We start from the raw sequence: 14,671 nt of genomic DNA, 5'->3' as shown, positions 1-14,671 counted from the left end.
ACCACGGTCACCCCGCGCCGTCCGTCCGCAGCAGGCCGGTCAGGCCCGCCAGGCCCTCGTCGCCATGGCCCTGCTCCACCCGGTGGCGCATCAGTTCCATGAAGGGGTCCAGGAGGCGGGAGTCGACGGACTGGTCCCGCGCGGTGGCCAGCAGGGTGCGGTTGCCGGTCGTCATCATGGCGAGGTTGGAGGTGACGCCCTTGGTGAGGTCGCCGCTCTCCAACTGGGCCGCGATGCCGTGCGCGATGCCCGCCATGGCGCCGAGCCACTCCGCGAGCGAGGTGGCGAACGCGGCCTGGTCCAGGTCCTTTTCGGGGCGCACCAGCGCGAACGCGTGGGTGACGCCGCCGAACATCCCGGTCATCGCGCTGAGCAGGGCGATGTCGTACAGGGCCGCGTGCCCCGCGTCCTCGCCGACGTACCGGGCACCGGCGGGGACCTCAAGCGTCGCGCGATGGCGCTCGTGCAGAGGGCGATCGCCGCTGTAGAAGACGTAGCCGCCGCTTTCCGGGTGGCCGATCATCGGCGGGACGGCCATGATCCCGCCGTCCAGGAAACGGGCCCCGCGCTCCTCGGCCCAGCGGGCGCGTGCCCTGGCCTGGGCGGGGGTGCTGGTGGTCAGGTTGACGAGGTCCTTGCCGCTGAGGTCGGCGCCGTCCAGGGTCTCGCCCACGGAGGCGTCGTCCAGCAGGCACAGGACGACGGGTCCGGTGGCGGCGGCCACCGCCTCGGCGGGGGTGGCCGCCACCCGGGCGCCCTCGGCGGCCAGCGGCGCGGTCTTCGCCGGGGTGCGGTTCCAGACGGTCAGAGGGTGCCCGGCGGCGAGCCAGGCGCGGGCGAGCGCGGTGCCCATGTCGCCGAGGCCGAGCAGGGTGACGGGGTTGGCGGAAGAGGTGTGCGTATCCATGCGCACAAGGCTCGTTCGCGCCCAGAAGGTGATCAAGTACGCACTGTTTTGTGGGTGGTTACCTTAAAGTGAGTGCATGACCAGGCGGGACACGTACGTGTGCGGCATCGACGCGGCGATCGACGTGGTCGGCGGCAAGTGGAAGGTGCTCATCCTGTGGGCGCTGAACGAGGCACCGCGCCGCTTCGGTGAGCTGCGGCGCGAGCTGCCCGGGGTCACCGAGAAGGTGCTCACCTCGCATCTGCGCGAGCTGGAGTCCGACGGCATCGTCGTCCGCGAGGAGAGCATGGAGGGCGCGGTGCGCCGGGTCGCCTACGCGCTGACCCCGCTGGGCGGCTCCCTCAACGAGGCGCTGGCCCCGCTCGGTGCCTGGGGCCGGGAGCATCTGCTCGGCGGCCGAACGGCGCACGGCCCGGCAGCGGGGGAGGACTCCGAGACTTCCGAGACTTCGGAGATCTCCGAGACCTCTGTGACCTCGGAGTCCTTCGAGGCTCTCGGGGAGAGGCCCGCGGCCCCCGCCCGCTGAGCCGAGGGCCGCCCGCCGCAGCCCGGCCCCCGCGCCCCAGCCCCCCGCCCCGGCCCCCGCGCCGGTACGGGGCGTCAGTCCGCCCGGCTGTCGAAGCGTGCCCGCGTCGCGAGCAGTGCGCTCAGGTCGGCGCCCGGCGCGTACTCCACCGGCGCGGCGCCCGCCGTGAACAGCCGGGCGCCCGCCGCGACTCCGCCCAGCCCCAGCGCCTCGCCGTCGCGCCGCAGCCAGGTGCCCTCGCGCAGGCCGAGCACGGGGACGGCGTTCTCCTCCAGGAACTGCGTCAGCCGCTCCTCGCGGGTCTCGCCCATGTGGGTGCCGGCCGGGTCCGGGTCCAGGTAGTGCGGGTTGATCTGGAAGGGGACCAGGCCGAGCGAGGCGAAGGAGGCGGGCTCGACGATGGGCATGTCGTTGGTCGTACGCAGCGTCGGGCAGGCCATGTTGGTGCCGGCGCTGGAGCCCATGTACGGGACGCCGCAGCGGACGCGGTCCGCGACGGCGTCCACCAGGCCCCGCTCCTGGAGGGACTTGAGCAGCCGGAAGCTGTTCCCGCCGCCGATGAAGACGGCCTGTGCCCCGGCGACCAGCTCGCGTGGGTCGTCCGCCGTGTGCGCGCCGCGTACGCGCACGCCGATGCCCTCCATGAAGGCGGCGACCTTGGCGGTGTAGCCGTCGTGGTCGGCCAGCGCGTACGGCACGAACAGCAGCTCGTCCACGCCCGCCAGGTGCCCGGCGATGACCTCCCGCGCGTGGTCGAGGTAACCGCGGCCCGGCGCGGCGGAGTTGGACAGCAGCAGGAGCTTCATGGGGACGTTGAGCCTTTCTGTGGGAGGCACGGGGGATGTGCGTGCGGGGGATCCGCGTACGGGGGTTGCCCCGAAGGGGCGCGGTGCTGTGTCACATATGCGGCTCCGCCGCGTGGGCACGACCGGCCTGGGGGTACCTCCCTACTTGAAGAGCTTGGGGGAGCACCCGCAGGGGTGTACCGGGCTTCCAGCGGAGCGCTCAGCGCTCAGCGCTCAGTGCTCAGGCGCGCTGGGTGCGCACCCGGCGCGGGGTGAGCAGTTCGCCCAGGCCCTCCGCGATGGAGCGGAGCGGCACCAGCAACTCGTCCTGTCTGCCGTTGAGTTGCTCGTGCGGCCCGACGAGGGTGAGCGAGCCGACCGGCTGTGTGCGCACCATCACGGGCACGGCGAGGCCGGCCGTCGCCGGGTCGTACTCGCCCTCCGAGTACGCGTAACCGTCCACCGGCACCCGGGACATCAGCTCCTCCAGTTCGGCCGCGTCGGTGATGGTCAGCTCGCTGAAGCGGGCCATGGGACGGCTGTAGAGCATGGCGGCGCGGGCGCCGGGGCTGAGCATCCCGAAGTAGGCGCGCGAGGTGGCGCCCGCGTGCCCGGGATACAGCTCGTCCGCGAGCCGGTAGGTGCGCAGCGGTCCTGACGAGCCGTCCGCCGAGTCCACACAGCGCAGATGCGTCCCGTCGGGCACGGCGAACAGCGCGGTCACTCCGCCGGCCGCCGCCAGTTCCCGCAGGCCGGGGCGTACGAGCCCGGCCATGCCGCCGTGCCGCTCCCACGCGGTGGCCATGTGCCAGACGGCGGGGCCCAGGCGGTAGCGCCGGGTGACGGCGTCGGACACCAGGAAGCCGCGGTGGGCGAGAGAGGCCAGCAGCCGCTGGGCGACCGACTTGTCCCAGCCGAACTCCGCGGCGAGATCGGTCACCCCCCATTCCTCCCGGTCGTGGGAGAAGGCGAGCAGGACCTGAAGCGCGCGGTCAGCGGTCTGGAGCGGTGCTCCTCGATCGGTAGTCACACGGGCACTCTACCGGTAGTCGATTCCTTATCTCTCATATAGGGAAAAGGTTGCTCTCTCAGAAACTCGGAGGGAACCTTTTGGCCAACCGCACCGAACGGCGGCATCAGCACCACAGCACACAGCACCACCGCGCACCAGGGAGCCGCAGTGCTCAAGCACGTACTCGACGTCATCGAACTTCTCGACCGCCCGCAGGCGGCCGGGCACACGCTCGCAGCGCACCTGCGGGACGTCCTCGACCGGGCCGCGCGGGAGGCGGGCCACCCGGCCCCGGCCTCCGTGCTCGAACAGGTCGAGATCTCCGTGACCCGCGTCGAGGGGGCCAAGGGCGGCACCGACTTCGTCAAGGTCGTCGTCCCCGGCAGCGCCGGCGCGCGCTCCGGCGGCAGCGCCCCCACCCTCGGCGTCCTCGGCCGCCTCGGCGGCGTCGGGGCCCGCCCCGAGCGCACCGGCATCGTCTCCGACGCGGACGGCGCCGTCGCCGCTCTCTCGGCCGCCGCCAAGCTGCTCGACATGTACGGGCGCGGCGACGTCCTGGAGGGCGACGTCATCCTCAGCACCCATGTGTGCCCCGACGCGCCGACCCGGCCGCACGACCCGGTGCCGTTCATGGACTCCCCGGTCTCCGTCCTCGACTGCAACCGCGAGGAGATCGACGAGGCCATGGACGCCGTCGTCTCCATCGACACCACCAAGGGCAACCGGCTCCTCAACCACCGGGGCATCGCCTTGTCCCCCACGGTCAAGGAGGGCTGGATCCTGCGCGTGAGCGACGGCCTGCTCGGCGTCCTGGAGACGGTGACCGGCGAGGCCGCGCACGTCCTGCCGATCACCACGCAGGACATCACGCCCTACGGCAACGGCGTCCACCACATCAACTCGATCATGCAGCCGTGCGTGGCCACCCCGGCGCCCGTCGTCGGGCTCGCGCTGACCGCGCAGTCCGCCGTCGCCGGCTGTGCCACGGGTGCCAGCCACGAGGCGGACATCGCCGCGGCGGGTCGCTTCGCGATCGAGACCGCGAAGGAATACGGACGGGGTGTCATCCGCTTCCACGACCCGGAGGAGTTCGCCCGCCTGGTGGACCTCTACGGCCCGATGACCCGCCTCCAGTCCACCGCCGGAGCCACAGAGGACTGAACCGCACATGAGCAACCCATCCCCACCGGCGGCAGAAGCCGCACCCCAGGCACGGACCCACCCCAGAGCGCTGGAGCCCGTCACGCTCGTCGTGACGATCCTGCTCAGCGTGCTCGGCGCGGTCATCGGCCTCGTCCTGATCACCACGCTGGGCATCGCGCCCAACACCTCGGTGATCGGCGCGCTGATCGCCATGCTGATCGGGCGGATCTCCTTCGCGGCCCTGGCCAAGATGCGCGACCCGCAGCGCCAGAACCTCGTCCAGTCCGCGATCTCCGGCTCCACCTTCGCCGCCGCGAACTCCCTGGTCACGCCGATCGCCGTGCCGTTCCTGCTGGGACGGCCCGGCCTGGTGTGGCCGATGCTCGGCGGCGCGGTGATCGGCCTGGCCGTCGACAGCTGGGTCCTCTACCGCGTCTTCGACTCCCGGCTGCTGCCCGCCTCCGCAGCGTGGCCCGCGGGCATCGCGGCGGCCGAGACGATCAAGGCGGGCGACGAGGGAGGCCGCAAGGCCAAGCTGCTCGGGCTCAGCGCGGTCGTCGGCTTCGTCGGCTCCCTCTTCAAGCTGCCCATGAGCGCGGCGGGCGTCGCCTTCCTGGGCAACATCTGGGCGCTGCTGATGTTCGGCATCGGCCTGCTGGTGGCGCAGTACGCGCCGACGCTGCTCGATGTCGACCTGGCGGCGAACTACGTGCCGCACGGCGTGATGATCGGAGCCGGGCTCGTCGCCCTGGTCCAGGCGGCCTTGCTGATGCGGGATCGCCGCGCGAAGACGGCGGCGAGCGCCGAGGCCCCCACGGCCGACCGCTTCGCCCCCGAGACCCGCACGGTCGACGCCCGGCGGCTGCGGCGCGGACTGCTGGAAGGGCTGGTGCTCTTCCTCGTCGGCGCCATGCTCATCGCCCTGATGGGCGGCATCACTTCCGACATGAGCGGTCTCGGCCTCGTCGGCTGGGTACTGCTCGCCGGGGTCGCCGCGCTGATCCACCAGCTCATCGTGGGGCTGGCCGCGATGCACTCGGGATGGTTCCCCGCCTTCGCCGTCACCCTGATCTTCCTGATCCTCGGGCTCGTCCTGGGCATCCCGATGGTGCCGCTCGCCCTGCTCGTCGGCTACGCCGCCTCCACGGGGCCCGCGTTCGCGGATGTCGGCTTCGACTTCAAGGCCGGCTGGCTGCTGCGGAAGGACGCCGTGCCGTGGCACCCGTACGAGACGGCCGGGCGCCGCCAGCAGTACATCGCCCAGCTCGTCGGGTTCGCCGTCGCCATCATCGTGGTGATGATCGCCTGGAAGCCGTTCTTCTCCGACGGGCGGGTGCCGCCGGTCGCCCAGGTGTACGTCGACACGATCAAGGCGGGCCTCACCGATACGCACGCCCTGACGATGATGGCCCTGTGGGCCATCCCCGGCGCCCTCATCCAGCTCCTCGGCGGATCTTCGCGCCAGATGGGCGTCCTCCTGGCCACGGGCCTCCTGGTCGCCACTCCCCAGGCGGGCTGGCTGGTCCTGGCAGCGCTGGCCGTCCGCGTCGCGTACTCCCGCTGGAAGGCCCGTCGCCGTGACCTGGCGGAGTACACCCCCGAAGAAACCCAGGCCGACGCCGACAACGACCTCGCCCTGGTAGGAGCCGGCCTGGTGGCCGGCAGCTCCCTGAACGACGTCAGCCAGATCTACAAGGCTTTGTAGCGCCCCCGGCTTCGCCCCCCGCCAAACCCTGTTCCGCCGCGACGGCGGGGACGCGGAACGGCGCGGCCCGGCGGTGGCGGACTGCCTCGGCCGCGAGGCCGGTCCGTCGCGGTGGGAAGGACACGGGGTCGCATTGAGCACCGGTACCGGAAGGATTAGGAGCCTATGGGACATGTGAGGCTGGGACTGGTCACCATCGGGCAGGCGCCCAGGGCGGATCTGGCGGGGGACATCGAACCCCTGCTGGGCGGCGCGGAGCCGCACGAGCACGGCGCGCTCGACGACGACGTGTTCGAGGGCGAAGAGGCCGCCAGGACGCGCAGCGTCCTGGCGCCCGCGGAGGGCGAGGCCCCACTGATCTCCCGCCTGCGCGACGGCACCTCCGTCGTGCTGGGCCACGACGCGCTGGCCCCCCGCATGGCAACCGCCGTGGCCCGCTGCGAAGCGGACGGCGCGGCGGCGACGCTCCTGCTGTGTACGGGCAACTTCCCGCCCGTACTGGCCCGGCGCCCCCTCCTGTACGCCGAACCCCTCGTCCAGCAGGGCGTGCGCGCCATCGTCGGGAACGATCCGGTGGGCGTCGTGTGCCCCCTGCCCGCGCAGCGGGCCGACGTGGCGCGCCGCTGGTCGCAACTGCTGCCGGGCCAGGTCACCGCCGAGCCCGCCGATCCGTACGCGCCGGACGCGCACACCCGGACCGGCGAGGCGGCGCGCCGCCTCGCGGAGGGCGGCTGCCGCTGGCTGGTGCTGGACTGCATCGGCTACACGGAGTCGATGCGCCGCGCGGCGGCAGCGGCGGCGGGCCGCCCGGTCCTGCTGGCGCGAGCCCTCGCGGTGCGCCTCGCGGCGGAGGTCGCCGCGTCCGTCGCGCACTGAGGCCAGCGAGACGTCAGCCCGCGCCCGCCCCCTTGCGCCCCGCCCCAGCCCCGCCCCGCCCCACCGCGACAGGCGTGGATGATGGTGCGCGGGAGGCAACATGAGCCGAAGAGCACCGGGAAGCGTGCTGTGCGTGCACGCGCACCCCGACGACGAGGCGCTGTGGACCGGCGGCGTTCTGGCCAAGTACGCGGCGGCCGGGGCGCGTACCGCCGTCGTCACCTGCACCTGGGCCGAAGGCACGGACCGCGCGGGGGAGTTGGCGCGCTCGCTGGAGATCCTGGGAGTCCCGGGCGGGCCCCGGCTGCTCGGCTACGCGGACCGGCCGCCGGAGTCCGCGCCGGGCCGCCCCCGCTTCCAGGACGTGCCGCTGGACGAGGCGGTGGCCGAAGTCGTCGCGCACATCCGCGAGTTCCGGCCCGAGGCCGTGCTGACGTACGACGCGTACGGCGGCTACGGGCACCTCGACCACGTGCTCGCCCACCGGGTCGCGACGCTCGCGGCCGAGGCCGCGGGCCACGACCAGCTCTACCGCGAGGCGGGCGTCCCATGGCGCCCGGACGCGCTGTATTACGCGACGCTGCCCCGTTCCTTCGTACGCGAGGTGTGGCAACAGATCTTCGGCGCCGAGCCGCCCGAAGAGGGCTCAGACGGCGACCCGTTGCCCGGCGTGCCCGACGAGTGGATCACGGACGCCGTGGACATCGCGGCCTGGGGCGAGCGCAAGTGGGAGGCGCTGTGCGCGCACACGACGGAGGTCGAGCGCGGCGGCGGCGTCACGCTGCTGACCTCCCTCCCGGAGGACCTGCGCCGACGCCTGCTGACCACCGAGTGGTACGTCCGCCGGGAGCTGACCCCGGCAGCCGCGGCGCTGGGGCTCGCCCGGTGAACGCCTCGACCCCGCTGCCGGCGCGGCCACCGTGGGTCGTCGTCCGGCTCGCCGCCGAGGACGACCTCCCCGCCTTTCTCGCGCTGGCCGCCGAGGTCGAGCACTGGTTCGGCCCGATGGTCGAGGAGCCCGGCTTCCACGACGCGGTCCGCGCCCACATCGCGGCGGGTATGGCCCTCCTCGCGGAAATCCCCGGCACCCCCGCCACCCCTGCCGCCCCCGCCCGAGGCCCCGTTCCCGCTCCCGCCGACGGCCCCGTTCCCGTCGGCGGCCTGCTCTTCGGCGCGGAGCCGCCCGTGTACGACATCCACTGGCTGGTCGTCGCCGAACGTGCCCGCGGTGCGCGGGTGGGCCGCGCGCTGGTGGACGACGCGGTGCGCCGCTACGTCCACGCGCCCGGCAGCCTGGAGGTCATCACCTTCGGCGCCGACCACCCGGGCGCGCACGAGAGCGGCGCCCGCACCTTCTACGAACGGCTGGGCTTCACCCCTGCCGACCCCGAGCCCCCCGGCCCCGAAGGCGGCTCCCGCCAGCGCTACCGCCGCCCCGCGCCGCAGGCCGCGATCGCGTTCAACGCCAATGGTGGTGACAGCGTCGGGGCGGTACAGCGCCGGCTCTGAGCCTGCCCACGCGTCATGTGCGAGCCATCCACCGCGTAGGCACCACGCCGGCGGTCAGGGCGTGTTCCCCTTCGGCTCCTTCTCCTCCTTCGCCGCCGCGACGACGGCGGCCACCGCTTCGGCGACATGGGCCTCGGCGGCCGGCTTGTCGACCCCGAGGGTGCTGAGCGGGCCCGTGCCGTCCTCGAACTCCAGCAGCGCGAGCAGGATGTGCTCGGTCCCGACGTAGTTGTGGCCCAGCCGCAGGGCCTCGCGGAAGGTGAGCTCCATGACCTTCCTGGAGGCGGCGTCGTAGGGCACCAGATCCGGCACCTGTCCGGCCTTCGCCGGAAGCGCCTCGGTGGCCGTGCGGCGCACGTCCTCCAGGGCCACGCCCTGCGCGGTGACCGCCCGCGCGGCGATCGCCTCCGGCTCGGACAAGAGCCCCAGCACGAGGTGTTCGGGGCGGATCTGGTCGTTGCCCGCCGCGCGTGCCTCGTTCTGCGACGCCATCACGACGTTCCGCGCCCGCTCCGTGAACCGGCTGAACCCCTGGCCCGGGTCCAGGTCCGGCGTTTCGCCGGCGGCCTTGGTCACGAACCGCTTCTGCGCCGCCTGCCGCGTGACCCCCATGCTCGTCCCGATTTGGGTCCACGAAGCGCCCGAACGCCGCGCCTGGTCCACGAAGTGCCCGATCAGATGGTCGGCCACCTCGCCGAGATGATCCGCCGCGATCACCGCGTCGGTGAGCTGCTCCAGGGCATCGGAGTGTGCCTTCTTGATGGCGTCGATCAGGTCGTCCAGCCGGATGGTGCCGGATGTGCTGAGGGGATTTTCCATGCGTCAACCGTAAGTTGACACTCGGAAGACTGTCAACCGAAGGTTGGCAGAGCGAACCCGCGTGGGGCCGCCGGGCGACGCGCCCGGGGGTCCTAGTGCCGGTCACGGCGCTAGCTCTTGCTGCCCGCTCTGAGCACCGACACGTCGCCGCCGCCGCTGCGGGCGCGGATCTCGTGGGGCGAGGAGGGGGCGGTGGGGACGGCGACCTTGCGGTCGCCGCCTCCGGTGGTCGCGTCGACGGCGTACTCGCCCTTGGGCAGGCGCAGGGTGACGTTGCCGCCGCCGCTCTTGTAGCTCAGCTTCGAGGGCGGGGCCGCGAAGGCCCCGAACAGGCTGCCGGCGCCGGTCTTCACCCGGACCTGGCGGGCACGCGACGCGATCATGCGGACGTCGCCGCCCCCGGCCTCCGCGCGCACGGATCCCGAGGTGGCGCGTACGACGATGTCGCCGCTGCCGGTCTTGAGGCGTACGGACATGGCGGCGGGCACGGAGACGGTGTAGTTCACCACGCACATGCCGTCGTTGCCGCCGCACGTGTCGGCGGTGAGGTGCAGCGTCCCGCCGTTCACGGAGTGTTCGGTGCGGGGCTTGGTCTTCTCGTAGGCGAAGTCTTCGATGACCCCGACCGTGGTGCGCTTCGGGTCGGCCGCTGTGACGGTGACATCGCCGTCGTGCGACGTGAGGTCGAGCGTCCTGACCCGGCTCCCGGCGCCCTTGATCTGGTACGACTCGGATCCGCCCCGGACGTCGGGGCCGCCCAGCGAGCAGCCCGCTACCACGGTCGAGGTGAGGGCGGCCAGGGCGGTGGCGGCGAGCGGGGTGCGGCGGCGTGCCGTGGAGCTTGGGGTCATGACGGTCATCCTGACCGTCCGTCGCGGGGCCGGGATCAGCTCGCAGGATGAGCTGTCCCCGACACCGGCCCCTAGCCGTTTACGCCCGGTATTCCGCCTTTGCCCTGATGGGGCGTCAGGTCGGTGCGCCTCGTCTACGCCCCAGGTGCGACCCGAGTACGAGGCGCCTGCCGGGCGAGTACGACCTGGGCACGACCCGGTGCCTTCCCCGGCGCACCCTGGTACCACTCACAGGTCACCACGGGGAGGGCCGCCGTCCCCAACGGCTCGCGGCCGTCCCCTCCATCGCCTCCGTCGCCTTCCCCCTCCGTCCCCGGATGCCTGGAGGGACCCGTAAGGGACACCCACGAGGTGGTGGCCGTACTTGCTCCGGTCACGCCGCTCCCGCCCTCCTGATCGCCGTCTTCGTGGCACTCGGCGCGGTGGCCGACGTAGCGGAGCGTGATGTTTGGGCGGAAACTTCGGGGGCAGCGGCATCCGGAAAGGAACGCGAAGGGGGAACAAGTGTGAACAGCGTCGGGGGAACGGGTGTGGACGGCGTCACCTTGGGCGAAGAAGCCATGCTGCTGGTGCTGGATGACGATTCCGGCGCGGCCAGGGACCGTGCGTCGGCCGGCTGGGCGGTGGCCGGAGGCACGCTGCTGGAACTGGCTCTGGCCGGCCGGGTGGCGGTGGAGGACGGGCGGCTCGTGGTGACCGACCCGACGCCGACCGGGGACGCGCTGCTGGACGGGCGGCTGGCGCGGATCGAGGAGTGGGCGCGGCGCGACAGCAAGGCGAAGCCCGGTGACTGGCTGGCCAAGGACCAGGCCAAGGCCGTCGAGGCCGCCATCGAGAGCCTGTGCGCGCGGGGCATCGTCGTGGAGATACGCCGGCGCGCGCTGGGCATCTTCCCCACCCGCCGCTATCCGGAAGCCGACGGCTCGGTGGAGCGCGCGCTGCGCCACCGCCTGGAGGACGTGGTGCTGCACGGCGCGGAGCCGGACGAGCGCACCACGGGCCTCATCGCCCTGCTGCACGCCACCCGCCTGTACGCGCAGGCCTTCCCCGAGGTGCCCCGCAAGCGCGTCCAGCCCCGGATGGAGGCCATCGCCGAGGGCCAGTGGGTCGGCGACGACGTCCGCAAGGCGATCACGGAGATGCAGGCGGTCATCGCCGCGATCTCGGTGGTGACGACCACGGCGACGGTCGTCAGCACCACCACCACCTGAACCGGCCGACGGTCCTCGCCACCACCCGGACGACGGCGCGGACCCTCTCATTCCGCTCGGAGAGGGTCCGCGCCGTTTCACGCCGGGAGGAGTACGCCCGCGCATACGTACGCCCCGCGCGTGTGCGTCTCGTGCGCGTACGTACGCCGTGGGCGCGCGGCCTCAGCCGCGCGGCCTGTGTGTTCTCACTCAGCCGCGCAGGATCTCGTAGGCCGGGAGCGTGAGGAATTCCTCGTACGTCTCGTCCAGGGCCACCCGCAGCAGCAGGTCGTGGGCCTGCTGCCAGTTGCCCGCGGCGAAGGCTTCCTCGCCGGTCTCCGCGCGGATCGCGGCCAGTTCGTCGGCCGCGACCTGACGGGCGAGGTCGGCGGTGACCTTCTGGCCGTCGTCCAGGACGACGCCCGCGTTGATCCACTGCCAGATCTGGGAGCGGGAGATCTCGGCGGTCGCCGCGTCCTCCATCAGGTTGAAGATGGCCACGGCGCCCAGCCCGCGCAGCCACGCCTCGATGTAGCGGATGCCCACCTGCACCGCGTTGCGCAGCCCCGCGAAGGTCGGGCGGGCGTCCAGCGAGTCGACGGCGATCAGATCGGCCGCCTTGACGTGGACGTCCTCGCGCAGCCGCTCCTTCTGGTTCGGGCGCTCGCCCAGGACCGCGTCGAAGGACGTCCTGGCGACCGGCACCAGGTCGGGGTGGGCCACCCAGGAGCCATCGAAGCCGTCGGCGGCCTCGCGGTCCTTGTCGTTCTTGACCTTCGCCAGCGCCATCTCGTTCGCCTCGGGGTCGCGCCGGTTGGGGATGAACGCGGCCATCCCGCCGATCGCGTGGGCGCCGCGCTTGTGGCAGGTGCGCACCAGCAGTTCGGTGTAGGCGCGCATGAACGGCGCGGTCATCGTGACCGCGTTGCGGTCCGGCAGCACGAAGCGGGAGCCGGCGTCGCGGAAGTTCTTGACGATGGAGAAGAGGTAGTCCCAGCGGCCCGCGTTGAGCCCGGAGGCGTGGTCGCGCAGCTCGTAGAGGATCTCCTCCATCTCGTAGGCCGCGGTGATCGTCTCGATCAGCACGGTGGCGCGGACGGTGCCCTGCGGGATGCCGCAGTAGTCCTGCGCGAAGACGAACACCTCGTTCCACAGCCGCGCTTCCAGGTACGACTCGGTCTTGGGCAGGTAGAAGTACGGGCCCTTGCCGGCGTCGATGAGGCGCTGCGCGTTGTGGAAGAAGTAGAGGCCGAAGTCGACGAGCGCGCCCGGCACCGGCTTCCCGTCGCACTCCAGGTGGCGCTCGTCCAGGTGCCAGCCGCGCGGGCGGACAACGGCGGTGGCCAGTTCGCCGGAGGGCCGCAGCGCGTAGGACTTGCCCGAGCGCTCGTCGGTGAAGTCGATGCGCTGCTCGTAGGCGTCGGTGAGGTTGAGCTGGCCGCCGATCACGTTCTCCCAGGTCGGCGCCGAGGCGTCCTCGAAGTCCGCGAGCCACACCTTCGCGCCGGAGTTGAGCGCGTTGACCGTCATCTTGCGGTCGGTGGGCCCGGTGATCTCGACCCTGCGGTCCAGGAGCGCCGGCGGGCAGTCGGCCACCCGCCAGTCGCCCTCACGCACCTGGGCGGTCTCGGGCAGGAAGTCCAGCGAGTTCGTACGGGCGATCTCGGCGCGCTTCTCGGCCCTGCGTGCGAGCAGTTCGTTCCGGCGCGGGGTGAACCTGCGGTGCAGCGCGGCGAGGAATTCGAGCGCGGCGCCGGTCAGGACCTCATCCTGCCGCTCGGGCCGCTGCCCGGCTTCGACGCCGACGATGGCCAGCGGAGAGGACGCTGGTGCGGACATGTGGGGTCACTCCTTCGGCGAGCGGTGAACCTGTGGCCGCCGGGCCGTGCGGGACAGGGCGGCACGGGGTGCCGTGGTCCGCGCCGAGCGCGCGGAACGCGGTCGTCGGCACCTTCGGGACGGGAAGGTGCTTCTGATCAGTGGATATTAGTTTCCTCATGGTGGAATTTCAAGAGTCTGTTGATGTCGAGATATCTCTCACGCCGGGAGATGCCGCTTCACTGGCCCCGGGTGCCACCCCGGCCGCCCGCCACGCCGTCCCGTGGACCGGCAGACCGGCCTTGTGGCGTCGGCCCCCGGTCACCGGCCCGGTCTAGCCCAGCCGCCCGAGGTCCTCCGGGGTGTCGATGTCCGCCGGGTCGGCCACGTCCCCGCACTCCACCAGGGCGATCCGGCCCTCCCGCTCCCGCAGGTACGCGCGCGCCCCCACGTCCCCGTACGCGCTCCGCGCCACGGCCGCCCAGTGCCGGGCGCCGAACAGTACGGGGTGCCCGCGCCGCCCCCCGTAGGAAGCGGCGGCCAAGGTGTCGGGGGAGCGGTACGCGCGGCGCACCCGGGCGACGGCGGCGGCGCCGATACCGGGCTGGTCCACCAGGCAGACGAGCACCGCCGAGGCGCCGTCCGGGTCCGCGCCGACGCGCTCCAGCCCGGCCCGCAGCGAAGTGCCCATGCCCTCGGCCCAGTCCGGGTTGTCGACCAGCAGGCACCCCGCCAGCTCCGCCCGCTCGCGCACCTCGTCGCGGGCGGCGCCCAGTACGACATGGACCGGGCCGCAGCCGCCCTCGCGCAGCGCCCGCGCCGCGTGCTCCACCAGCGGCTTTCCCCCGTACGGCAGCAGCGCCTTGGGCCGCCCGCCCAGCCGCCGCCCGCCGCCGGCGGCCAGCAGCAGCCCCGCGACGCGGGGCGCCGTACCGCCCGCGCGGCTGTCCGATGTCTGTTCCCTCCGTGCCATACGTCCATGGATATCGCACATAAGGGGGAGGTCATCTCTCCTCCTTGGGGACGATCATCGGAAGAGACACCCTGAAATATCGCGTTCCGTGTGGCGCCACACGCGTAGAGTGGCGTTTAATGTCGAAATCTCCGACAGGAGCGGCCAACTCCTTGGAGGAAAGCGGTACTCCGTGCTCCGTGGCGCGGGACATCTCAGTGGGGGAGAACGTGCGAAGTGAGACTGTGGGGCGATGGGACGCGGTGGTGGCCGGGCACGATACCGGCACCGACCCGCGTGTCGAGACGCTGGCCCGTACTGTGCGCCGGATGAGGTCCGCGCTCGACGCGCACCCGGCCGACCTGCCTGATCGTCGAGAGGCCGAGCGGGAGTTGGACGCGCTCGCCGCGGTGGCCCGCGCGGGCGCCCCGGTCGCGGAGGAGCTGACGCATTCCCTCCTGCTGCTCGCGGCGGCCGTCGGCTCGGTGAGCGCCCTCGCGCTCCCGCTCGGCGCGGTCCGCGAGGCCGTCGAACTCTTCGGCAGGAGCCCGCGCACGGTGCGTTGACCGCCTTCCCGG

At 72.7% G+C, this 14,671-nt stretch carries 15 protein-coding genes; 8 read left to right on the top strand and 7 right to left on the bottom strand.

The genetic code is table 11. The features are described from left to right. Positions 1 to 7: 7 nt before the first annotated feature. Positions 8 to 907 (bottom strand): NAD(P)-dependent oxidoreductase, encoded by a 900-nt coding sequence (locus OHB04_RS09270; protein ID WP_326687188.1) that lies wholly within the window; start codon positions 905 to 907, stop codon positions 8 to 10. A gap of 76 nt (positions 908 to 983) precedes the next feature. Here OHB04_RS09270 and OHB04_RS09265 point away from each other — a divergent pair, with 76 nt between their 5' ends. After that, on the top strand, positions 984 to 1,433 hold the full coding sequence (locus OHB04_RS09265; protein WP_326687187.1) for a winged helix-turn-helix transcriptional regulator: 450 nt from the start codon (positions 984 to 986) through the stop codon (positions 1,431 to 1,433). 74 nt (positions 1,434 to 1,507) lie between these two features. Here OHB04_RS09265 and pepE read toward each other — a convergent pair whose 3' ends face one another. Then, positions 1,508 to 2,239, bottom strand: coding sequence for a dipeptidase PepE (pepE, locus tag OHB04_RS09260; RefSeq protein WP_326692645.1), 732 nt, complete (start codon positions 2,237 to 2,239; stop codon positions 1,508 to 1,510). A 220-nt stretch (positions 2,240 to 2,459) separates the two neighbouring features. Next, on the bottom strand, positions 2,460 to 3,248 hold the full coding sequence (locus OHB04_RS09255) for an IclR family transcriptional regulator (protein WP_326687186.1): 789 nt from the start codon (positions 3,246 to 3,248) through the stop codon (positions 2,460 to 2,462). 150 nt (positions 3,249 to 3,398) lie between these two features. On the opposite strand from OHB04_RS09255, the gene OHB04_RS09250 reads away from it, so the two are divergent. From OHB04_RS09250 to OHB04_RS09230, 5 genes are all read left to right on the top strand, one after another. After that, positions 3,399 to 4,391, top strand: coding sequence for a DUF1177 domain-containing protein (locus tag OHB04_RS09250; RefSeq protein ID WP_326807263.1), 993 nt, complete (start codon positions 3,399 to 3,401; stop codon positions 4,389 to 4,391). A 7-nt stretch (positions 4,392 to 4,398) separates the two neighbouring features. Continuing rightward, a complete protein-coding gene (locus OHB04_RS09245) occupies positions 4,399 to 6,078 on the top strand; it encodes an OPT/YSL family transporter (protein ID WP_326687184.1) in 1,680 nt (559 codons plus the stop codon). A 165-nt stretch (positions 6,079 to 6,243) separates the two neighbouring features. Then, the gene (locus OHB04_RS09240) at positions 6,244 to 6,954 is read left to right on the top strand and encodes an AroM family protein (protein ID WP_326807262.1); all 711 of its coding nucleotides are present in this window, start codon (positions 6,244 to 6,246) and stop codon (positions 6,952 to 6,954) included. 100 nt (positions 6,955 to 7,054) lie between these two features. Further along, complete coding sequence (locus OHB04_RS09235) at positions 7,055 to 7,843, top strand: PIG-L family deacetylase (RefSeq protein ID WP_326807261.1); 789 nt, start codon at positions 7,055 to 7,057, stop codon at positions 7,841 to 7,843. Then, positions 7,840 to 8,463 carry a GNAT family N-acetyltransferase gene (locus OHB04_RS09230; protein WP_326687181.1) on the top strand — a complete coding sequence of 208 codons (624 nt, stop codon included), beginning with the start codon at positions 7,840 to 7,842 and terminating at the stop codon, positions 8,461 to 8,463. The genes OHB04_RS09235 and OHB04_RS09230 overlap by 4 nt, the downstream gene beginning before the upstream one ends. Positions 8,464 to 8,517: 54 nt before the next feature. On the opposite strand, the gene OHB04_RS09225 is transcribed toward OHB04_RS09230, so the two are convergent. Beyond that, positions 8,518 to 9,282 (bottom strand): Clp protease N-terminal domain-containing protein, encoded by a 765-nt coding sequence (locus tag OHB04_RS09225; RefSeq protein WP_326807260.1) that lies wholly within the window; start codon positions 9,280 to 9,282, stop codon positions 8,518 to 8,520. Positions 9,283 to 9,392: 110 nt separating this feature from the next. Beyond that, positions 9,393 to 10,133, bottom strand: coding sequence for a DUF4097 family beta strand repeat-containing protein (locus tag OHB04_RS09220; RefSeq protein ID WP_326687179.1), 741 nt, complete (start codon positions 10,131 to 10,133; stop codon positions 9,393 to 9,395). 506 nt (positions 10,134 to 10,639) lie between these two features. Between OHB04_RS09220 and OHB04_RS09215 the strand changes: the two genes are divergently transcribed. After that, complete coding sequence (locus OHB04_RS09215) at positions 10,640 to 11,344, top strand: GOLPH3/VPS74 family protein (RefSeq protein WP_326687178.1); 705 nt, start codon at positions 10,640 to 10,642, stop codon at positions 11,342 to 11,344. 189 nt (positions 11,345 to 11,533) lie between these two features. Here the strand turns inward: OHB04_RS09215 and aceB are convergent, their stop codons facing one another. Together aceB and OHB04_RS09205 are read right to left on the bottom strand one after the other, a co-directional pair. After that, complete coding sequence (gene aceB / locus OHB04_RS09210; protein WP_326687177.1) at positions 11,534 to 13,162, bottom strand: malate synthase A; 1,629 nt, start codon at positions 13,160 to 13,162, stop codon at positions 11,534 to 11,536. 313 nt (positions 13,163 to 13,475) lie between these two features. Next, positions 13,476 to 14,114 (bottom strand): nucleotidyltransferase family protein, encoded by a 639-nt coding sequence (locus tag OHB04_RS09205; protein WP_326807259.1) that lies wholly within the window; start codon positions 14,112 to 14,114, stop codon positions 13,476 to 13,478. Between the two features lie 209 nt (positions 14,115 to 14,323). Here OHB04_RS09205 and OHB04_RS09200 point away from each other — a divergent pair, with 209 nt between their 5' ends. Next, positions 14,324 to 14,659 carry a DUF5955 family protein gene (locus tag OHB04_RS09200; protein ID WP_326687175.1) on the top strand — a complete coding sequence of 112 codons (336 nt, stop codon included), beginning with the start codon at positions 14,324 to 14,326 and terminating at the stop codon, positions 14,657 to 14,659. Positions 14,660 to 14,671: the final 12 nt, after the last annotated feature.

Origin of the sequence: Streptomyces sp. NBC_01775 (genome assembly GCF_035917675.1) — a bacterium.
GTDB lineage: Bacteria > Actinomycetota > Actinomycetes > Streptomycetales > Streptomycetaceae > Streptomyces.
Note: the sequence above shows the minus strand (reverse complement) of the source record. Positions and strands in the feature narration are given on the sequence as shown.

What these genes read in the sequence shown, in the direction of transcription:
- OHB04_RS09270 (WP_326687188.1), bottom strand. Translation starts at nt 907, where the DNA reads ATGGATACGCACACCTCTTCCGCCAACCCCGTCACCCTGCTCGGCCTC.
- OHB04_RS09265 (WP_326687187.1), top strand. Translation starts at nt 984, where the DNA reads ATGACCAGGCGGGACACGTACGTGTGCGGCATCGACGCGGCGATCGAC.
- pepE (WP_326692645.1), bottom strand. Translation starts at nt 2,239, where the DNA reads ATGAAGCTCCTGCTGCTGTCCAACTCCGCCGCGCCGGGCCGCGGTTAC.
- OHB04_RS09245 (WP_326687184.1), top strand. Translation starts at nt 4,399, where the DNA reads ATGAGCAACCCATCCCCACCGGCGGCAGAAGCCGCACCCCAGGCACGG.
- OHB04_RS09240 (WP_326807262.1), top strand. Translation starts at nt 6,244, where the DNA reads ATGGGACATGTGAGGCTGGGACTGGTCACCATCGGGCAGGCGCCCAGG.
- OHB04_RS09235 (WP_326807261.1), top strand. Translation starts at nt 7,055, where the DNA reads ATGAGCCGAAGAGCACCGGGAAGCGTGCTGTGCGTGCACGCGCACCCC.
- OHB04_RS09225 (WP_326807260.1), bottom strand. Translation starts at nt 9,282, where the DNA reads ATGGAAAATCCCCTCAGCACATCCGGCACCATCCGGCTGGACGACCTG.
- OHB04_RS09220 (WP_326687179.1), bottom strand. Translation starts at nt 10,133, where the DNA reads ATGACCCCAAGCTCCACGGCACGCCGCCGCACCCCGCTCGCCGCCACC.
- aceB (WP_326687177.1), bottom strand. Translation starts at nt 13,162, where the DNA reads ATGTCCGCACCAGCGTCCTCTCCGCTGGCCATCGTCGGCGTCGAAGCC.
- OHB04_RS09205 (WP_326807259.1), bottom strand. Translation starts at nt 14,114, where the DNA reads ATGGCACGGAGGGAACAGACATCGGACAGCCGCGCGGGCGGTACGGCG.